At 59.0% G+C, this 21,188-nt stretch carries 10 protein-coding genes and 2 pseudogenes; 5 read left to right on the forward strand and 7 right to left on the reverse strand.

Features of this window, described 5'->3' with window-relative positions:
- Nucleotides 1–670 precede the first annotated feature (670 nt).
- Nucleotides 671–1,359: pseudogene (locus tag N0B31_RS22485) on the forward strand (SOS response-associated peptidase).
- A 15-nt stretch (nt 1,360–1,374) separates the two neighbouring features.
- On the opposite strand, the gene N0B31_RS22490 reads toward N0B31_RS22485, so the two are convergent.
- Nucleotides 1,375–2,403: a Cdc6/Cdc18 family protein gene (locus tag N0B31_RS22490; RefSeq protein WP_260644125.1), complete on the reverse strand. Its 1,029-nt coding sequence runs from the start codon at nt 2,401–2,403 to the stop codon at nt 1,375–1,377.
- Between the two features lie 439 nt (nt 2,404–2,842).
- On the opposite strand from N0B31_RS22490, the gene N0B31_RS22495 reads away from it, so the two are divergent.
- The 4 genes and pseudogenes from N0B31_RS22495 (at nt 2,843) to N0B31_RS22510 (ending at nt 9,910) form a co-directional block, all read left to right on the forward strand.
- Entirely contained in the window at nt 2,843–4,027 is a 1,185-nt protein-coding gene (locus tag N0B31_RS22495; RefSeq protein WP_260644126.1) for a PD-(D/E)XK nuclease family protein, read from the forward strand.
- Nucleotides 4,028–4,089: 62 nt separating this feature from the next.
- Nucleotides 4,090–6,144 (forward strand): PD-(D/E)XK nuclease family protein, encoded by a 2,055-nt coding sequence (locus N0B31_RS22500; RefSeq protein WP_260644127.1) that lies wholly within the window; start codon nt 4,090–4,092, stop codon nt 6,142–6,144.
- Nucleotides 6,144–8,837, forward strand: a pseudogene (locus tag N0B31_RS22505) (UvrD-helicase domain-containing protein); the annotation flags it as partial. The gene N0B31_RS22500 and the pseudogene N0B31_RS22505, both read left to right, overlap by 1 nt.
- 641 nt (nt 8,838–9,478) lie before the next feature.
- Nucleotides 9,479–9,910, forward strand: coding sequence for a PD-(D/E)XK nuclease family protein (locus N0B31_RS22510; protein WP_380628630.1), 432 nt, complete (start codon nt 9,479–9,481; stop codon nt 9,908–9,910).
- A gap of 69 nt (nt 9,911–9,979) precedes the next feature.
- On the opposite strand, the gene N0B31_RS22515 is transcribed toward N0B31_RS22510, so the two are convergent.
- From N0B31_RS22515 to N0B31_RS22755, 6 genes are all read right to left on the reverse strand, one after another.
- Complete coding sequence (locus tag N0B31_RS22515; protein WP_260644129.1) at nt 9,980–13,822, reverse strand: DEAD/DEAH box helicase; 3,843 nt, start codon at nt 13,820–13,822, stop codon at nt 9,980–9,982.
- A 188-nt stretch (nt 13,823–14,010) separates the two neighbouring features.
- The gene (locus tag N0B31_RS22520) at nt 14,011–16,896 is read right to left on the reverse strand and encodes a DUF1156 domain-containing protein (RefSeq protein WP_260644130.1); all 2,886 of its coding nucleotides are present in this window, start codon (nt 16,894–16,896) and stop codon (nt 14,011–14,013) included.
- 2 nt (nt 16,897–16,898) lie between these two features.
- Entirely contained in the window at nt 16,899–17,540 is a 642-nt protein-coding gene (locus N0B31_RS22525; RefSeq protein WP_260644131.1) for a DUF7680 family protein, read from the reverse strand.
- Nucleotides 17,537–18,523, reverse strand: coding sequence for a hypothetical protein (locus tag N0B31_RS22745; protein ID WP_260644132.1), 987 nt, complete (start codon nt 18,521–18,523; stop codon nt 17,537–17,539). Before N0B31_RS22745 ends, N0B31_RS22525 begins: the two co-directional genes overlap by 4 nt.
- A 154-nt stretch (nt 18,524–18,677) precedes the next feature.
- Nucleotides 18,678–19,022, reverse strand: coding sequence for a hypothetical protein (locus tag N0B31_RS22750; protein ID WP_260644133.1), 345 nt, complete (start codon nt 19,020–19,022; stop codon nt 18,678–18,680).
- Nucleotides 19,023–19,027: 5 nt separating this feature from the next.
- Nucleotides 19,028–20,833, reverse strand: coding sequence for a DUF499 family protein (locus N0B31_RS22755; RefSeq protein ID WP_260644223.1), 1,806 nt, complete (start codon nt 20,831–20,833; stop codon nt 19,028–19,030).
- Between the last annotated feature and the right edge of the window lie 355 nt (nt 20,834–21,188).

Below are 21,188 nucleotides of genomic sequence, written 5' to 3' on the forward strand. Positions count from 1 at the left end.
GTAAGAGGTGCTCAATGAGCTATCCACGAACCTACGTCAATCACCGCGATCCGAATCATCACGAAGCAATCCACCCGACTCGAAACATCGGGAACTCTCACGTTGTTGCGGGAGAATTCCTCACCTCGCGGTTTCACGATGCTCTCCAGACCGTTCTCCACCCACTTGGGGAGTCTTTGGACACTCAAGACCAACACGCGCTCAACGATCTCGGGATCGTTCATGCCGATGGCTCGCTCAACGATATGTCTCCTATCGTCCGTCGATACGTCAAGCTCGACGAGTATTGGACTCGAACCCATCGTACTGCCCTCAACGAGTTATTCGCCGACCGACGTGCTCACGTCCTAAGCTGTTGTACGCGGTGCCTTCCTGAGTTCTCTCGACGCGCATTCGAAGTCGAAACTGGGCGGTCTGGTGCTGCACTCGATACTACCCTCGCCCCACTTCTCGAAAGTGGATTTATCTCACATAACGATGACGAGCAAACGTCCTATACCGTCGATGAACACCATGCGCTGTATCGGCCGACGGAACGACTCTTCGACGCACTTCTTGATCAAGCAGCTGTTCTCTGTGATCTTCTGCCACCGACCGAGCTCTAATCGAACGAGTCAGGGCTTTCGGACATCCAGATACGTTGAATAATTCCCCGGTCGAACCAGAGTGTATGTGTGGCCGGAACTCGCTCTTCATCGACCAGGCCGACCTTGAGGCCCGCTTCAACGCGGAGGTTGTCACGGATGGGGGCTATAGACCCCGATACAACATCGCACCTGGCGAGGACCTCTACATCATCACGAACGAAGCTTCCGACGAGATCGACGCCTACCACTGGGGATTGATCCCGTTCTGGGCGGACGAGCCCGAGGAGGGCATCATTAACGCTCGCTCCGAGACTGCCGACGAGAAGAGCGCGTTCAAGGGGGCGTGGGAATCCCGCCCCTGTCTGGTTCTCTCGTCAGGGTTCTACGAGTGGAAATCGCCGAACGGCGGGTCGAAACAGCCCTACCGGATTCACCGAGAAGACGACCCTGTCTTCGCGATGGCTGGCCTCTGGGATGTCTGGGAAGGCGACGACGAGACAATCTCGTGCGTCACGATTCTCACGACGGAGCCGAACGACTTGATGAACTCAATCCACGACCGGATGCCTGTCGTCCTCCCGCAGGACGCCGAATCCGACTGGCTCACCGCAGACCCGGCTACCCGCAAGGAACTGTGCCAGCCTTATCCGAAGGACGACCTGGGCGCCTACGAAATCTCGACGCGAGTCAACAATCCCGGCAACGACGATCCGCAAGTCATTGAACCGCTGAACACGAGCAATCAGGCCTCGGTGAGTTTGGTTCGGGATAGCTGACGGGGTCACAGTCACTGCATCGGCGACGCAGCAGCCGAATCCACGAGCGAGTATTCCCGGTCCCGACTCGTTCCCTCCGCCTTGAGGAGGTTGTACTGAGCCATCTTCGAGAGGTATGTCCGGACTGTTCGTTTCGTCCGGGGGTCGTCGGCTTCCTCCGTGTAGCGATCGTGAATTTCGCTCGGCCCGAGTGGGCCGTGCTCGCGAACGATATCGTAGACGATCCACTGGTGCGGCGTGAGCGAGTCAAGGCTCTTCTGCTTAATCTGGGCACGGGCGTCCTCGGCGGCGTTCAGGAGGATATCGTCGGTGATGCGCTCGTGGTTCTCGCGATCCGCCTTTCCGGCCGCCGTTCGTAGGATGCCGATTGCGAGCCGGGCGTCGCCGGCGGCCGCATCGGCGATCCGGTAGAGCTGGTCGTCGGTGATGATGTCCTCTTCGAGACCCCATCTTGCGCGAGCACTCAGGATGTCATACAGTTGCTTGTCGTGGTACTTGTCCATCCGGACGTGTTCGCTGGAGCGCAGGCGACTCACGAGTCGCTCGTCGACTTGGCTGAACAGCTCTTCTTCCTTGTTTGCGATGCAGATGATGGCGAACTGCGGGAGGCTGTGGAGGTCGTAAATAACGCTCGGATCTTCGAGTTGATCGACCTCGTCGAGGATAACGACGGTTCGAGGGCCGTCGTACTGCTGGAGGCGGTCGACGAGTTCGTCGTGCGGGGTCGACTGCCGGTGGATATCGATTGTCGCGCCAAGGTCGTCAAGAATCTGGTAGAGGGTGCGGAATCGGGTGTAGTTGCGCCAGCAGTTGACATAGGTCGCCTCGACGTCGAGGACCTCTTCTCGGAGACGTTCAGTGACAAACTGCGCGATGCAGGTCTTGCCAGCCCCGCTGGGACCGGTGACGATGGCGGTGTCGGCGGGTTCACCGTTCGTAATTGGTTCGAGAACGCTGGAGAGGTGATTGACTTCGGCGTCGCGATGCTCGACTTCCCGAGGGACGAACCCGGCGCGGAGCACGCGAGCATCACGAATCATCTTGATCTGTTAGACTGGTTTTCCGGCTAATACTAAAAACGTGATAGGGGTCTTTCCGGTAACAACCCGATTGATGGCTCCTTCGGCACCGAGATTACGGCGATGTCGCGTGGTTTTGTTTGTAGAAAATTCTCCTTTCCGGGAACTTCCGGAAAGCACCCTTCGTTGTGATTATCGAATGACCTGTTGTTGATGGCTAAGATTGTCGATCTTCGCCGAGATGGTCAAACTTACTGGTTCCTAGTAGTAGATTCGCCATTCTGAGGGAGTTCCACACCATCTCTCAAATTTTGATATTCGGCACATGGCACTTGTTCTTCGGTAGGTGGGTGTGATTAGTTCTGATGACAGCTTGTTCGCTCTCTCCTCGTACTATACAGACAAACTCCTGAGTTTCAGGTAGCATTATGTGGTTTAGTCGACACACTACTTAGAAGAAATGTCTCGGCTTCTCTGTGGCCCAGATGCTGTTACAGTTGATCGGACAGCGCTCAACTGGGCCGCGAACCACTCGGACGGAAATCCTGAAAGCGTCCTCTACATCGCGAATCAACCTCATCGTCTCCGAGAAATCGAAGCGCAGTGGGAAGGCGTCGGCCGGCCGCTGGAACTCACTCCGCTCACCCTCGACGAATTCGTCGACCGGTGTTACGATAGGGAAGAGATCGGCGGTGCTGCCTCACGGATGGACCAGCCAACCCGTCTCCGGCTCGTCGAACAGGCTCTCTTGGACTTACCTTCCAAGTGGTCGCTTATGGAAGGGGACGGACTGCCTCCGACTGGTCTCATCGAGCAGATTGAGGACCTCCTGAGTCTCGTCGAATTCGCCGGGCTGCTCTCACCTGAAGCTGTCCGCAACCGCCTAATTGAAGAAGGGCTAATCAATCTGAGTTCCGAACTTGAGGCCATCACCGAGCGGTTCTACGATGGACGAGAACGGCTCCCCGACGGTTCATCTATGACCCTTTGGGCAGAGCGGTACCGACGGGTAGCCAACTCCAATCCTGCTCAGTGCTTTCCACACACAGACGCGGTCATCATCGGAGGTTTCGACACGTTTTCCGTTCTCGCATCGCGCGTCGTCGAAACGATCACCGAAACCTGGCCAACGGCGGCGACCTTCCCCCGATTGACCGGAACAGCCGCTCCGAACGGCGTCGACGTCGCAACGGCCCCCGCATGGGAGTTCTTCGTCGACGACCTCGGATTCGAACCGGATACGGTCGCGGCCCGTGAGTCTCGCCCACCGGCGAACCGACGGTTAGCGTGCGCACCGTTCCGTCCTGATGCCGACACACTCTCCCTGGATGAGACGACTGCCGAAACCGTCGTCCTGTCCTCACTTCCGGGTGAAGTCCGGTATACCGGTCGGCAGGTACAGGAACTCCTGAGTGACGGTGTCAACCCAAACGACATCGGCGTGGTCGTGACTGCGCCGTCAGCGTATGCCCACTGTCTCGCCGGTGAGTTCTCTTCGCGATCCGTTCCATACGCTGTCGCTCGGGACTACGATCTGGATGGAACGTCGGTTGGTGCTGCTCTCTTGACCGCGCTGGAGCTGCTCGATGACACCGAGACGGGAATCACTGATGACCTTCGCAGTCTCTCGATAATCCGCTCGTAGAGCCGGTGCTGCCGAGTTGGGAGACCATCGATAGCGAACAGGCATACGACGCGATTGCGGACGTGGAAGAACTCAGTGACGTCGAGGAGCCGTACCGAGCGGCCATCGACGAACTTCTCGCCAAAGCAGAAACCGTCGAAGATGACGGAGGCGTCGAAGCCTACCGCCACTTCGTTGCGTGTCTCGGAATCAAGGACACCGTGGAAGATCGAACGACGACCGGGTCACAACGGGTCGTCTATCGCAGTGCTGAGCGAGTCCTCAACGCCGTCGAACGGACAGGAGACGGGGACGACCTCGAACGCGCCCGACACGCACTCGGTGCCGTCTCCGTCACCGATGATTCGACAATTCGCGATGGGCGAGTCGAAGTGCTCGGCGCGGCGGAACTCGGGATGCGGACGTTCGACCACGTGTTCGTCCTCGGGCTGACTGCGTCACACTTCCCAGGGTCTGCGAACCGACTCGCACTCGTGAACGCCGTCACCGACGCACACCCAGACTTTGCCGAAGCCGACCAAGCTCGGCGCGCTGAGTACCGTATCGCAAGCCTCGTCGCTGCCGCAGAGTCAGTCACGCTCTCGCGGCCGAAACAACAACTGGACGGGACAGAGTATATCGATGCCGGCATCCTTGCGGAATTCCGTCGAATCACCGACACTGAACCACAGCGACGAGACGAGTTCGGTCACCTCGTTGGACAGGCCCCGACCGGTCGCCGAGACAAAATTGGGGCGCGAGAAGACGCACAGCGAGCGCTCGCGACCGCCGGCGCTCGTGCTGGCCCCGAAACACTCGGCGAGTATGCGACTGCCGCGTCGTCGACCGAACTGTTCGCGGAGGCGGCCGGAAGCAGTGACTGGCTCAGTACGGAGGCAGCACCGGGGGAGGGAGTAATCGACGGGATCCAGACAGCGTCTGATCGCGGGCTTGCGCGGCCGTCAGAGCACACGGGCTGGCTCACTCCCGAGACAGCGCAGAGCCTTTCGTTCCAGCTCGACCGACTCTCGCCGACGCAGGTAGAACGATACGCCAGTTGCCCGTTCCGTTTCTACGCGAAGGAAGTCCTCGGGCTGGAGGAAGAAGACCGCGACGAGGGGCCGATCAACCGCGGACACTACGTTCACGATGTTCTGGAACGGTTCTACACGGAGCTCCGGGACGAGGTCGGGTCTCCAGTTTCGCTCACCGGGTTCGACCAAGAAGATCTGGAGACGCGACTCCTCCGCGTCGCGGTTGATGAACTACAAGCGGTCGACGACGAGTTCGACGACCGCTGGCTGTTCGAACTACTGGCTGGCCTTGGTGATGCCGACCAAAACGAGTACTACAATCGGACCGCCGTCGACGGCCGCCCCGCTGGTATCCTCGTCCGATTCATCGAAGAAGAGCTCGCGCTGTACGTCGATCCGGATGGCCGACTTCAAAACGGCCCTCTCACGGCAGCACCGGTCTGGTTCGAAACCAAACTCTCGTTCGACGTCGACGGGACTACGATTCGCGGGGTCCTCGACCGCGGCGAAACGACATCCGACGGCAGGACCATCGTCCGTGACTACAAAACGGGGTTCACCTCCTCCGAACGCGACACATTGGACGGACTCAGCTTCCAACTCCCCATCTACGCGAAGATGCTGGAGGAGAACATCGACGAGGTTACCGAGGCGGTCGGGGGCGGGTACTACCGACTCAAGGAACCCGGAACGGTGAGCAGCACCGCTGGTCAAATTGGATTTGTCGGTGATGACCCGAAGAACGCGTCTTGGCGCGGGAACTCCTACCGTGACGGATATGGTGGGACACCGATGGTCTACCAGAGTTCGGACAAGCCCAGTATCGAAACCCGGGCAGGCTTCCGCGAGTTCCTCGACGATGTCGTTCCGCAACGGCTCAGCAATATTGTCTCCGGCATCGAAGCCGGAACGTTCCACCCGACGATCAACGACCCCGACGACGCCGGATGTTCGAACTGTCCCTTCCGCGATGCCTGCGACGTCCGGTCCTATCGACGCCAACTGTTCATGGAAAATATGGAATCCGAGGGACGGGGTGCGTACGTCCCACCGATAGCTCTCGGCGTAGAATGGGCTCCTGCGGTTGAGGAGGGAGAGAACTGATGCGGCGAGACGACCTCACCAATCAGCAGGACGACGCCGTCACGGCGCTCTCACAGAACTATCCACTCACGGCCGGTGCTGGGACCGGGAAGACAACGACACTCTCATTCCGATATCTTGCGCTTCTGGAGGACCATCCTGACGCCCTCCCCGAGAACATCCTCGTGACGACGTTCACGCGAAGGGCCGCACGCGACCTCACGGAGACCGTCCGCGAACGCGTCTTGGACCGACTCGCCACCGCAGACGCGGACCACGAACGCTGGCGCAACGTTCTGAACGGGCTGGACGACGCGTACATCCACACGCTGCACGCATTCTGTCAGCGCATCCTCTCCGAACACTCAACCGCAGTCGCCGGACTTGACCCCGGATTCGACACCCTCGACGACGTCGAAGCGAGCAGACTCCAGCGGGATATCGTAGACGAACTCATCGAAGAAGAACCACGAGAGGTCGAGCTCCTGCTTGACGCGTTCTCTGAGTACTCTCTCCGCGAGGTTCTCGAGGATCTGATCGGTGAGCGGCCTGACAGCGAAGTCTGGGCGGACGTCTGGAGCGCACCCGCTCGTACCGTCGATGACTACGTCACCTACGTCGAAGAGGAACTCCATCCGTTCCCGGCCGACGAGGTGGATGCACTCTGTGCCGACGAGGAACTCCGGGCGCGCGTAGAGGAACTCAAAGGCCTCGTTGTCGATCTCGACGAAACCGACCCCGGCGGCCGAACCGAGCGCGTCTGGACCGCCGTCAGACTCTTCGATGAGCCTGGCGGGCTGGATACCTTGGACTCCGTTCGTGACCGCCGAACCCGGATCTACGACATCTGTGACGAACTCACCAAATCCGGGCACGACGAGTACGCGAACTACTCGCCGGTGAAAGGAGATTGGAGCGGTACCGACGAAGACGCCGACCGCATCGGCGAACTCATCGCCGAGATCGTCGACCGACTGGATGCGACACATCGGTCTGCGGAGGGTGACGGTCTCGACATCACCGTCGACCGCGAGAGCGCCCCGTACTACTTCGCGTTAGCTCGTCTGTTCGACGAGGCCGCCCGCAGGTACGCCGAGCGAAAACACGAGCGGAACGTACTGGACTACACCGATCTGGTTCAGCAGACTCGCAATCTCCTACATCCGGAGCGCGGGAATGACGCCGTTCGTGAGTCACTCGCCGACCAGTTCAACTTCGTCATGATCGACGAGGTTCAGGACACCGACCCGAACCAGTGGGATATCGTTCAGTCACTCACCAGCCTCGCAAGCGACGATACTCCCTACAGCGCGCAGAACGTCTTCGCAGTCGGCGACGAGAAACAGTCGATCTATCGCTTCCGGAATGCGGACGTCGCCGTCTTCCACGAAGCACGGAGCGCACTCGTCGGCGCAAACGGGAGCGAGAACACAGCAACGACAGGTCAAGGGGACGATGTTGTCGGGTACCAGCTTCAGGACAATTTCCGAACGCTCCCACCACTACTCCGCTTCCTGAACAGTATCTTCGAGGACGTCTTTGATGACGAGGCGGACGACGCTTTCGAGGCAGCACCCCAACCCCTCCGTCCCCGACGAGACAACCCTCATGACGTAACGCCGACTGTGGAGTACCTGTTCGTCCCGGACGACGACCTCCGACCGAACGTCCTCGCTCCTGATCACCCGCTAAACGATGCACCCCCCTCGGCACGACGGTGGACGGAAGCGCAGTCCGTCGCAGCGCGTGCTACGCGCCTCGTCGACGACGAGACACAGGTCTACGAACCTGATCCGGACGACCGCTCGGAGAGTCGGCCGGTGACGTACGACGACATCGCGGTCATCATCCGGAAACGAACCCACCTCGACGAGTTCAAGCGCGCGTTCGACGACCACGAAGTTCCCTACACCGTCGTCCAGGGAGAGGGCTACTTCGACACGCCGGAAGTGCGGACGCTCACGAACCTGTTCCGCGTTCTCGCCGACCCGACAGACGACATTCACCTGTTCGGACTGCTTCGCTCTCCGATGTTCGGCTTCACCGATGACGAGCTCGCGCCGGTCGTGGAAGGAGGCGACGTCTGGGAAACGGTCGGTGAGACGGACGACCCGGAACTCGCACGCAGTCATTCCCTGCTTGCCGAGTTGCGAGCGCTCGCTGGTGCCACTGAGGACACCGCCGGTCCACAGGTCGACTCGTGGGGCGAGATTCTCGATATTGCGCTTGATGCAACTGGCTACCTTGTGAGTCTCAGTGCTGACGAACGACCGCGACAGGCACTCGCTAACGTCGAACAGTTCGAAGAGTACCTGCGTGAAGCCGTCAGCGACGCCGGCAGTCTCCGTTCACTCGTCACACGCCTCGACGAACGTCAGGAGTTCACCAACTACGACCCGGAGGCCGCGATTCCCGACGGCGAAACCGGGGTCCAGATACTCACTGTCCACGCCGCGAAAGGCGAAGAGTTCCCCGTCGTCATGGTACCTGGCCTCGGTGACAAATTCAACACTGACCCACCACTCGCCGGTGGTACCGAGTTCGAAGACGTGAACGACCGGCCAGCACTCGGTCTCTCTGTTCCCGACAGTGACGATCCCTTCGACTCCAACGACACTGTCGCGAAGAAGGGACTCCAAGCGCGTCGACTCGCCAAGCTACGTGCAGAAGAGAAGCGCACGCTGTACGTCGCCTGTACGCGCGCCCGGGACCACCTGATTCTGGCCGGCACGCACGGGACCGAAGACGACGAATCACTCACCACCCTGGAAGAACCGGATAGCGACGAACCAACCCGATGGAGCGACTTCGTGCAAGAGTCACTGCTCGGTGACGAGGAGTTACTCGCCACTCTTGAGGCTAACGGGAAGGTGACTGATCAGCTGCACGTCGACTCGCTCACCCGGAGCGAGGACCCCGACCGGGACGGGCCCACCTACTCGGTTCAGCTCCCGCAGCCAGGAGTGCCTCAGACACAGGATGTCGACGTCGAGGCGCCACCAACCTCTGTCGAGATACCGGAGCGACAGCCCGGCCCCATCCAATACCGCCTCTCGCCCTTCCAAGTCGCGGACGTTCTGGGAGAGGACCAAGACGGCGAACTGGTGTTCGACGAAGCGAACCGTATCGTCCACTACCGACGAGGAACTGACGACGACACCGAGTGGGACGAAGACGACGATACGCACGCAGAAGAGGGAGATGGGCCGACCGAACTGTCCGGCCGCTTCTTCGGCGAAGCGGTCCACCGAATCTGTGAACTCCAGCATCCGCCCGAGCGCTGGGACGACATCATCGACGACGCTCTCCGGTCGATGGACTACGAGGAGCCGTCACCGAGGACGACCGCGATCGCGTGGCTGAACACGCCCAGCGAGCGAACGGATACGTCCGTCACGTGGTCGACAGCGACGACGCCGTCTATCGCGAACTCAAGGCAAGCGTGGAACTGGCCCACGGCTCCATCTCCGGAATCGTCGACTGCCTCGTCCTCGGTGACGAGACAGCCACTGTGGTCGACTACAAGACCGGTCGCGTCGACGAATCGAAGCTGGAGCAGAAGACCGAGTACTACCAGCCACAACTCGAGGCGTACGCTCTGATGGTCGCGGCGTTCGACGACCGTCCGGTTACGACGAGCCTCTACTTCACCGAAATCGAAGCTGACACCGGCGTCGAATTCAGCGCCGGGAGTGGCGACGGGTCGCTCGGAGAGCTCAAATCCAGCCTGGACAGGCGGCTTCGTGAGGAAATCGAAGCGCAGATAAAAGCTGAGTTCGACATGTAATCTAGAACGCCAGAGTTGGGGCCAATGACCCGGAGAGTCGTCTCGAACAGCTCTTCGCTCACTTCTCTCTCAATCGGCGCTATACTGTTCCCGATTCGCGACGAAATCGTCGTACCAATTGGACAGTTCGGTCACAGTGGTTGCTTCTGCGACAGTGCCGTCGTCTCCAACCACGCTGATAGTGCCGTCTCTACCCCAGCCGCAGACAACCGGGCGGGACGACTGTCCTTTAGACTCGGTGAATTTCACCAGTCGCTCAGTCCCATCCGAGGTCGTCCTCCAAGTCTCGACAAGATGCCGCAATAACGGGTTTCCGGGCGCGAGATAGTGAAGCGATGGGAACTCATCCGCACATTCGTCCGAGAACGTCACTGCAACCTCCTCATCGTCCGGAGCAATCACGGAAGCCAGAGTCCCCTCTGTGTCCAACTCTGGAATAGACTCTATGTCGCTGACTTCCAGTCGGTACGTACACTCTCCGAACTCGAAGCCGTCCCCGTATTCGGTGTCAGTCACATCTATCCCGAGCTCGTCGACGCTCGTGAATCGGATTCCAGCATCGACGAGAGCTTCGCTGCTGGTCAAGACCGACTCAAGGGATTGCACAGTGAACGGCGTATCTGCGTCGTAGTCGTCAGCACCGACATCGAGGATATCTGGATGGTTGAACGATTCCCAGGCATCGAGCTTCGCCTCGTCAATTACGTCTTGGGCGAGGGGTTCATCGATGTCGTCCAGCGATTCACCGACATCAACCCTGTCGCTCTCTTCCTGCTTCTCGATCCGGTCAGAGAACTCCTTATCAGCTCGCTCAACCGCATCTCGGCTTTCATCCCGCTCCGTCTCTAGCGTCGCGGAACGAATCTGGCTGCTGACTCCAGAGAGGATCGGCTGCATATCGCCAACAACGTTTTCGAAGAGACCAATCCGTGCGTCCAGTCGCTCGTAGATGTCCGTCTCGACCGTGTCCTCGTAGCTGTAATTGAGAATCGTCACCTCGTCGTACCGCTGTCCGATACGGTCGATTCGCCCGATACGCTGTTCGACACGCATCGGATTCCACGGGAGATCGTAGTTGATGAGAGCGCCACACTCCTGAAGGTTCAGCCCCTCACTGGCAGAGTCCGTACAGACGAGAATATCGACTTGCCCATCGTCCGCTGCGAACTCGCGCTTCACCCGCTCTTTGCCGACGTGAGTCCACGACCCCGAGTCGCCATCGTACATCTCGCCGCCGCGGCCAGAGTAGGTCGCGACAGTCTCACCGTGGATAGACACGAGGCTCTGACGGATGAAGTCCATCGTGTCCGCATACTGCGTAAAGATGATCGCCCGGTTGTGCCCCTCGTGATCCAGTTCGTTGAGATCGTCGATGAGTTGGCCGATTTTGGGGTCCTGGTCTATCTCCGCCAGTTCGTCGACGAACGACTCCAGTTCCTCGATTTCCTGGTCTAAGAGATGGAGTCCCTCGTCAGTGACGTTGGGGATGATCTCAGCGAGATCAGCATCTTCCAAGTCGCCCTCCAGTTCTTCCAGCGCCTCCACATCCTCAAGATCGTACTCGGAGAGCGTCTCCATCACCACCTGACGAGAGCCGCCCGAATCCGCTTCCTGAGCACGCTGTTTCCCCCTAAGCACTGTCCGCTGTCCCCGGAGTTTCTTGAGGCGGTTCTGGAGACTCTGCGAAATCGCATAGACGCTGCTGGTGAGACGTTGACGGTACGTCGTCATCACGAACCCAATCGCCCGGGATTCTGCCTCGTCAGACTGCTGGGCGAGCTTGTAGAACTTCCTCGTGTAATCGTCGATCCGGTCGTAAACGCGGCGCGTTTCGTCGGTCAGCTCAATCTTGTGCTGCTCTGGATTTCGGTCGGGGACAGTCGCATCAAGGAGTCCCACACGCTCGTACTTGCGGAGAGTGTCACGGGTATTCCGATGGATGAGCGCATCGACAGGGGTCGACTCCCCGAGGACGTCCTGAACGACCTTCCAGCCTGATTCCGAGAGCTCGTCGAGCGCTGCAAGGCGTTCGTTCCGCGAGAACGTCAGCCACTCCTCATCCGCTTTCCACGCAGGGTACAGGAGGTACTTCAGCTTCTCGTCCTCTTTGGCGTCGAATGGGTCGACATCGTGCTCGTCCATCGCGGATTCGAACACGTCGATGTACCCATCGTAGTGTTCGCCGTAGTCACTGGCGAGGTCACATGCCCGAAGCACGCGTTGTTTGGCGATAGACCGGGCCTGCTGGTCGTCACCCACGTCCAGTTCGGTGCCGACCGCGTCGAACACGAGGTCGGAGAGGCTCCGTTCACCAGGGAGCCGGTCTTGATACCGGCTTTCGGTGAGCGTCGCCTGTGCGGACCACGACTCGTCGTTGGAAGAGGTATCACTACCCACCTCCTTGTCCAGCGCTTTCGTGAGCGCACGGCGGGTTTCGAAGAACTCGACGAACTCGTCTTGATTGTCCCACTCCCCAGGGAGGTCGAGCAAGGACATCAGATCGTACAACTCGCCCGCATGCAACTGCATGGGTGTCGCGGTGAGGAGGTAGTACGCCTGCGTGTGGTCGCGGAGACGTTCCAGCATCGAGTAGAAGCTGCTCCCTTTGCGTCCGTTGTGGGCCTCGTCGACGATGACTGCGTCCCACACACCCTCTCGGTTCGACGTCTGCCGGCCGCGACAACTCGCAGGCACCTCGTCGCGTGTTCGCGTCTGGCCGCCATCCTTGGGGGCGACCTGATCCCATCGATCACGTAGTCTCGCAGTATGCCAGGACATGATGACGATCGCGGGGCCGCTGTTCTCGTCGCCGTCCTGATGGTCGTGGAGGAACCGCCACATGGGGCTCTCCACCCAGGCCTGTTCTCGTTCTTGGCCCTGGAGGTCGAGTTCGGACGCTCCTGGCGGGGAGTGTTCGCGTCCGAACGCATCGATGAAGGCGTACTCGTAGTTGCTTCCTCGCTCGTAGCGGTAGGTGTTCAGATTGAACTTCTCCCACATCTCCTCCTGCCACTGAACAGTGAGGCTTGCCGGGACGAGCAACAGTCCAGTCTCAAGCTCGTCAGTCAACCCGAGGCGAGAGAGTGTGAGCCCGGCTTCGATGGTCTTCCCGAGACCGACCTCGTCACAGAGCAGGAAGCTGTTCGGATAGGTGTTGACCAGCGTATCGGATACGACGCGCTGGTGCGGCCACGGTGTAATCGTGCTGCCTTCCTCGGCAAGTGCGAGTCCGCCCGGAGAGAGGTGCCCATCGGAGATGATGTTCGCCTTGTCGCGTTCCGTCGGCGGTGCTTCACCACGGGCGATTTGAATCGCTTCCTCGAGTTTCGTCTGCGAGTCCGGATCCTTCCAGTCGATGAGTTCCTTCTCGATGGCTTCCGGGAGGTCGTACACCTCGACGTAGGGGTGTTCGTTCTCCCAGAGTCGGTCGAAGGTATCGATGTCGCCGTCGACGTACGTCGACTGCTGGTCGACCCACGAACGGTGGACTTTGAACCGCTCGTAGTTGTTCTTCCACCCGCCGACGGTCTCGTTCACGCTCCCTTCGAACGAGAGCGCATTCCCATCATCGTCGTGAAAGATACCCATCTTCGGGTGGAAGATACGCCAAGAACCCTCGCGGGGAACGGCGACCTTGATGTGTAGACGACCTTCTCGGAGGAGTCGGGCGAGAAGTTGGAGCTGTGCGTCTAACTGCTCGTCCTCCAACTCTTCGAGCTCGTCGGTCAGTTCGTCGGTGAGTGCCTCGAAGATCGGGCGGTCGGTGGAGTAGAGTTCGGTACCGACGACGAGTCGCATCTCGCCGTCGTTCTCGAGGAGGGCGTCGATTCCTCGGGAGGCGACCGCGAGCGCGCTGCAGAAAGTACCCGGCGACGCGGTCGTAGCGAATGGATCGTTTGAGGGCAGGGACATAGAATTCATCGACTAGATACATCCCGTCGGCAGTGGGCTTGCTCTCGTAGATTGAAGACCAAGATCGATCCGGGAATGTCGACATTATGAGGACGTGACTCTGAGTTCACAGCATTCCCACTTATATTGTGTGACGGGATACTGGATATCCGAGTCAGGGTAAAGAAGGGAGTCAGGGAACTGCTGACTCAGTAGTCGTCGATGCCTGTCTGCTGGGTCTGCTGGTTGTCTTCAGCGAAGACGTTCGGGCTGAAGTCTAGGTCGAGGACGTCTCGGGTTCGTCCGACTGCGAGGTCGCGGGCGAGTTCCCAGTCCTCGTGGTCGTGAGGGAGAACTTGAAGCAGAGCCTGAAGCGTCGCTTTGAACGTCGAATCGGAGTCGAAGTTCCGTTCACGAAGCCAGTCGCAGCAGGCGCTCTCTCCCTTCACGTCGTAGATGTGCATCGCAGCGTGAACCTTGTCCAGAGCAAGCCCAAACGAGAGGTCGTCAGGGTTCACCGGGATACGGCTGGATCGGTTCTCTGGTTTTTCATTCGCGTTCTGGACACGATCTGCGTGCCCCCGGAGTCTCATATCGCCCCTGCTTTTGCGCCAAGTCTTCGTGCTGCGCTTGATGTCATCGACGTCGACACCGATACCGTACCCGAGCTGAAGCCCCTCATCGTAGGAGAATGTATCCGATTCGTGAACGAGCCAGCAGAGGATGTACCACTCCGTGATATCGTCAAGATCGCCGATTCCTTCTGCTTCGAGATACTCGTCGACCAGGACCTGAGTAACCGCTTCGCGCGCCTCCTCAAGTGCACGCCGTGGAGGTACTTCGTTGTCTTCGTCGTCGACAACAGGATATGCGTCAGCGAAGACGCGGAGGGTTGGACCGAACGCGCTGATAATCACGTCAGTCTTGGTGAGACTTAGGCCCGAGTCAATGAGATCGCGTGCAGCGTTCTTCGCGGCCGCTCGTGTGTCTGATTTCACGTCGTTCCAGAGCGTCGGAACTGCATTCTCTGGATCGCGCTCCTGGTGCGGCTTGCGCCCCGTTAGCAGGAGAGTGCTATCTGCCGATGCACTCTCGCGCATCCCTGCTCGTTGAGGCATTTCGCTCGTGATAGGGTGCGTTGACGTGATAGTGAACCCAGAGTTGATGAGCGACATCGTCAGCGTGTCCCAGGCATCAGTTTCCTTGTGAGTGAACATCACCGTCATTACGCCGCCCGGTTCAAGGACCCGATAGAGTTCAGAGAAAATCTCGCTCATTTTTCGCTCGTAGGAGTCATTAGCGAGGTCTCGTTTTGAAGAACCATTTCCAGCGACGCCATCGAAGCGGTCCGGATTCGCTACAGCTTCGTTCTCTTTATCAGTGAGACTCTCTCGGAAGATGTCCGGGAAGACATCATCAAGCAGTTCGCGCATCCATACGTAGAACACGTCCGAAAGTTCGGCGTACATGATACTGCTGTAGTACGGTGGATCTACAACGACCGCACTAACACTATCTTCAGCTTGGTTCAGATTTGCAGCATCACCGACTGAAACATTAGCTGGGTCTGAGCCTTCGGGGAGATAGCCCACAAGTTCACCATACGACTGATATATTTTGTCGACGTACGAGACGAAGTCGACACCACCGACCGAAATATTATTATCTGTAAATACCCGCTTGAAGGCGAGGTTTTTGCCTTTGAACATACGGCTGGGATATCCTTTGCTCGTGTCCCAGTCTGCCAAACGACTATTCCGGTCGATCAATTTGCTGAACGAGAGGGTCAGCAGTGTAAGGATGGCCTCCGCAGTCTTTTGATTATGTTCTTCCTCAATCTGCGGCTGGAAGTGATTTATAGCGTCAACATATTCGTAATTACATACCAACTGTCGTGGAGAGAACAACTCGCGCCATTGATTGATACCGAAATTACGAGGCTCTGCTGTTTTGTTCCCTTCCGGAATTGGTGTCGATAAGAATGTCGAGAGCTCGAAATCAGATTGGATACGATCTCGGGCGGCGTCTAATGCTTCCACATCAGCTTCATTTGGTGACCGGAACCCATGGTGGCCGTCACTTTTCAGATATCGGACGCAATATACATCGTAGTCAAATTCGCCTTCGTTAAATCGTTCTCTTACCTCATCATCCTCAGTTACAACCCCACACCTCAGGCATTCTGCATCGCCTCCTCTGGAGACCGGGCCATTATCAGCATCAAACCCACGGAGATCCTCTTCATCTGGATTGACGATGACTTCGTACTCTACCGTTCCGTCATCTAATATCTCGGGCCGAACGACTACCCGTATCCCATCGCTTCTGGTTCGAATCCACCACTTGGTCACCAGTGGAATTTCCGCTCCACACGAACGGCATTGGACGTGGTACGTGCAAACGTAGTTATCGGGCGTGTGGCTTTCTCGGGTGCTGGGGAAGTATTCCTGAATTCGAGGCTTCGCCCTGTCGTCGACTTTCTTTGCCCAGCGTTTCACCTCGCTCTCGATATCACCTACTGCTGGAGCATATTCCAGCATGACTTTCAGAATCAGAGACGGTACTGGGTTGAGCTCGTTTGCATGGGTCGGAAGTCCATATCGAAGAGACTCATACGGAATCACACCGCCCCCAGCGGTTGGATCTAATACCGACGGAAGCTCACCATCCCAGTGTTCACGGAGCGCCTCGTGAATCTCTGCTCTCTCTGAATCGGTAGGAGACTGGGTGAAGGGACGGGGATACCCGTAGTGACTTTCTAAGTTCCCACTTCGTTGGTCTTCGGTCGCCTTCTTTCGTTCTACGTATTCGTTTAGACTGCCCTCGACCTCCCGGTTGGGCCCAATTTGCATCCAGCGAAGCAGGTCGTCAGAATCGATGCCTTGGGGCAGCACCGAAGCAAGAATAGCGAGCCGCGATGCCGGCGTCGGTCGTCGTGCGAACCAAGGGTGGAGATACCTATGGGGAGGGAGATACTGTGGGTTTGCTTCACGCAGGTTCTCAATGCCGACCGTTTTCAACGGGAGTTTCCCCTCGATGGCGAGAGGCTTCAGAGACGAATCCTCCTCCGAGTCGTGAATTGGATTTTCACTCATGGTTAGATATGATCAGTCAGTAGCGTTCGTAGTGCTTTTTCGCCGTTCGGTGAAGACGGGGAACGACACTTTGCGTGCCAGTAGTAGCACTCTTCGTCGCTCATTCGCGCGATACCACGACAGAACGCCCGCATCCGGTCAACCCGCTGAATGGGCTTTACACCAAGGAAGCCCAGAGCCAATCGAACGCCGACGGTCTCCGGGAGGAACACCTCGGCAGCACCGCCAGCGGTGAGTACAGACTCATCTCGGTCTGCCCCACGGAGCGTCTCCCGTACCAGCGGGAGGATAGAGCGGAGCCGACTCTCAGACAGCCGCGTGACTTTCATCGCCGTCCAGTCGTCCCACTCCCATCTGTCGACCTCTGGATCCGCTGACTCTCCGAACACCGATTCGAACGCTTCCGTCACGAGGCCCCGATTGGGGTTACCACGCTGGAGACGGTCACGACGAGCGGACGCCTGCGCCTCGGGCAGTAGTTCGTACAGTGTCAGCGATGCACCCTCGGCGTCGTCACGACGGACGAGCGCGAAGGTTGGGCGGCCCCCGTAGACGCTACTGCCGAACTGGCCTGCTCCGATCGTCTCATCTTCGGGGCCGAGCGTTGGTGGCGCGTCTGCGTCGGGGGTAGGGTGGGACGTCATTGCTGAACCTCTGCGGGTACTTCGACCGGTCCTCGGCCTTGAACCTTCACGTCGATGTTCGTCGAGCCGAGCTCGTCCTGGAGCTCCGCGAGTACGTCGTCTTCCGCGTCCGTGATTGGCTCGGGGTCGTTCAGATCGACGCGGAACTTTAGTTCGACGAGCGACGCGCCGTCGAACGGGTCTGGCTGGTTCGTTACACGGGAGAACTCGTCGATACCGCCGGTGAAGTCAGCCTGGTACGACGCCCCGGCCGACGACTCCGTCTTGTACCGCATCCGTACCGAGACGTTGTCTGCCCGGTCCTTGAACGCTTGGCGTTGGGCGATGAACGAGCCCTTCGACAGCTGATCGTCGCCACCAAGCTCGATAGTGACGCGATCAATGCCAGGAGTGCCGCCCGAGGAGGCTTTTCCGAGAGCGTGCGTCCGAACCTCGTTGAAGGCTCGGGAGGTCGCCATCAGACTCGTCGACCGCTCCCAGTCGTTCGGCCCGTCACACCGCGAACAGAGTCCATCAGGCCCCAGCTGGTCGACTTCCCGCCCGCATTGGTGACAAGTCAGCTTCTCGGGCTCGTGTTGAGGGCAGTACTGCTGGTCGACACCGATCTCGTTAGTACATCCTTCCTCTGCGCACGTATCCTTCGTCGTCTCTGGCGGTCGGATGACATCGTGGTGGACGTCGAGGAGCGCGTTGACATCGGTGTAGACGACGTACTCGTCGCCGATCTTGACGTCCGAATCACGAATGCTCGTGCGGACGTCCGGCGACCCGGAGAGCGGATTTGCCTTCCGCCAGTTCTCCGGACGGTCGTCCTCGTCACCGTCCCAGTAGGCGAGACCGTTCTCGCCAGCGGTGCTGTCCCAGTACGTGTACCCCGCGTCGTCGACCATCTTCGCCACCGTCTTTCGAAGCGGCTTGGTGTTGAGGAGGTACGGGAGCCCGGGCTTCTTCGCGAACTGCGTGACCAACTGTTCGGTGGTCATGCTGTCCTGGGTCTGCTGCCAGAGCTTCTGTTTGAAGAACGCGACCCCTTTCGGACCCGCGTCAGCGCAGATAACCGGTCTTCGAGCGTCTCTTCGACGGCGTTGACGAGCGTCGTGCCACCGTTCGCTTCAGTGGCGTTGATCGCCAGATGCGTCAGGCCGTCTCGGTCGACGTAGTACAGGTGACGGTACACACCCGGACGAGTTCACCCAAGAGTCCGTGCGTCTGATCACGGCGCTCACGGAGCTCCTCGATCTGCTCGTTGGAGAGGTCGGCCGTCTGCTGGGAGTCGTCGAGGAGAGCCTCGATGGCTTCCAGCTGACGCGCCTCGTCGATCGCACCTTGGATACGTTCCTTGTCAGGGGCGAGGAAGAGGACGTAGTTCTTGTAGACTCGGCTCTGGGTCTCGCCACCGTGCTTCGAGGCGGATTTCTGGTACAGCGTCTGAATCTTCTCCGGAATTTCACTCCCACCGTCGGAGACAGGGGCGGTGTCCATATGCATCACCGCGAGCTGGGGCTTGGAGACCTTGTCCGGAAGGTCAGCTGGTGACTCGGGGAAGACGACGGTCTTGAAGCCGCCAGTCCCAATCTCTGTTTTCTCTGCCGGGATTCGAACCGATTGCGCGCCTGCGCGTCGGGCGTGTTGTCCACCCGCTGGTCGATGATACGGATGAGGTTTGGATCAGACTTGAACCGGACGCGCTCCTCGTCGTAGAGGTAGTAACACGCGACGTTCATGTCGCCGCCAGACAGCGCCTCCAACGCCGAGTCGTAGTTGTCGAAACGGATGTCGGGGTGGCCGAGTGCGGCGTTCATCTCCGCACGCGTGAGTCCGGTTGCTTGCTCCCCGTAGGCCAGGCTATGCCAGAGGACTGTTGTCGTCAGATGGCCGCCCAGCGGTGGAATCCCTTTCTCTGTCCACTTGCGGTCTTCGAGCTGGGCATGGGCCGTGTTGTCTTCGCTGTAGATGTCAGCCGAGACAGCCGCACTTAGGTCGACGAATTCGAACAGCGTCTCACGAAGCGTCGAGTCGATACTCCCGTCGGGAGCGTTGTCAGCGGGCGTGAGGTCGTACAGTCGAATCCAGTGGCGGTCGTAGTGATCGGGCTGGTGGTTCCAGAGGTAGTAGACCGCCCGTGCGAGGAGCTTCAGTGCGCCTCGGGTTCGCTGGAACTTCGGAATCGTGTCGATCTTCTCCGTGAGCGTATCGATGATCGTCGGGTGGAACGGGTATTCGCGTTCCAGCCGGTCGACGAAGCTGGCGTCCGTCGCCTCCTGCGGGAACTGTCGGTCACTCCCCGCGTAGTACTGGAAGTACGATTCGGCGAGCGTCTCTGCCTGGTCCCGTTCGATTTCCTCGAAGAGTCGGTGCTGGAGAACCTGGCCAACTTCGTTTTCGGAGGTCGGCGTGACGGTCTTGTGCTGTCGACGGCCGATCTGGTTCAGTTCGTCGATGAGCGTCCGAACTTCCTCTGCCTCTTCTTCGAAGGCAGTGTCCGCAATACTGTATACGACCGTGACCTCGTCGACCTCTGACGCGGTTTCGAGGAGTGAGAGAACGAAGCTCAGGGTCTGGCTGGCTAGCGTCGCGTTCCCGACTTCGACCGCGGACGCCGCCTCGAGGTAGGCTGCGATCTCGTCGATGAGGATGAGGGCAGGACCATCACCAAGCTCGAACAGCCCTTTTAGGGTGTTCCCGCCAGGTGCGTTCCGATCCTGATCATATTCTTTGATATACTCGTAGCCATCGAGGCCATACAGCTGGTAGGCGATTTCTCCCCACATCGTCCGCGTGTTCGGAGCGTTCGGGTCTGACCGGTCGCTCCGGGCGTTTCGGGCGTCGACGTGTCCCCCCACGAAGACAGACGTGTCGACGTTGAGCCCCTGATCTACCGCATCCAGATAGGCAGCACCGAGGTCTTCCTCACCCTCGACGAGATGGCGGTTCAGATCGTCGATATCTGTCGGATTATTCGCGAGGTGGTACGAGGCGATGAGGTCGTGCGTCTTCCCGCCACCAAAACGGGTATCCAGGCACAGAATACTGCTGGAGTAACCACCGCTATCGTACCCGCCAGCCGCGAGGAACCGCCCCGCGAGGTTGCTCAGTAGCGTCCGAAGCCCGTCGGTCGGGTACGTCATATCGAAGAACTGCGTCGCATTCCGATAGACTGGAGCGGCGTCGTCCGGCGAATGTGCGACAGTTGCCAGGCTTGCGGCGAACTGGTCCTCCTGTAGCGTTCCGTCGAGGACGTCTCCCCGAGGAGTACATGCGTCAAACAGACTCGGATAATCTGAGCTACTCATGAGTCTACCTCCTGCTGGCTCGGCTTGGACGATGATGAACTCCCCGATCGCTATTGTTGATGAGTGCGTGAGCGATTTCTTTCGACTCAGCGATGTCGATCTTGATTGGCTCGCCCACCTCTGCATCGAACTTATCGAGTTCAGGTCCGGACAGATTCACTCGTCCAGACCTCCCCGTGTTTTCCCTATTTGTTTACGAGTCATCCGGATGTTTTGTCTGGCTTACCGAAACAACATAACCTTTACTTAGACTAAGTCGGCTGAGTGACCCTATTGGACATCGACGGATAGGTGTTCAGGGCGCAAATTGGAGGGTAAACTTCCTTGGACTGGAACCTGCTGCGCAGAGATTCAA

The organism is Salinirubellus salinus, from assembly GCF_025231485.1.
GTDB classification, from domain to species: domain Archaea; phylum Halobacteriota; class Halobacteria; order Halobacteriales; family Haloarculaceae; genus Salinirubellus; species Salinirubellus salinus.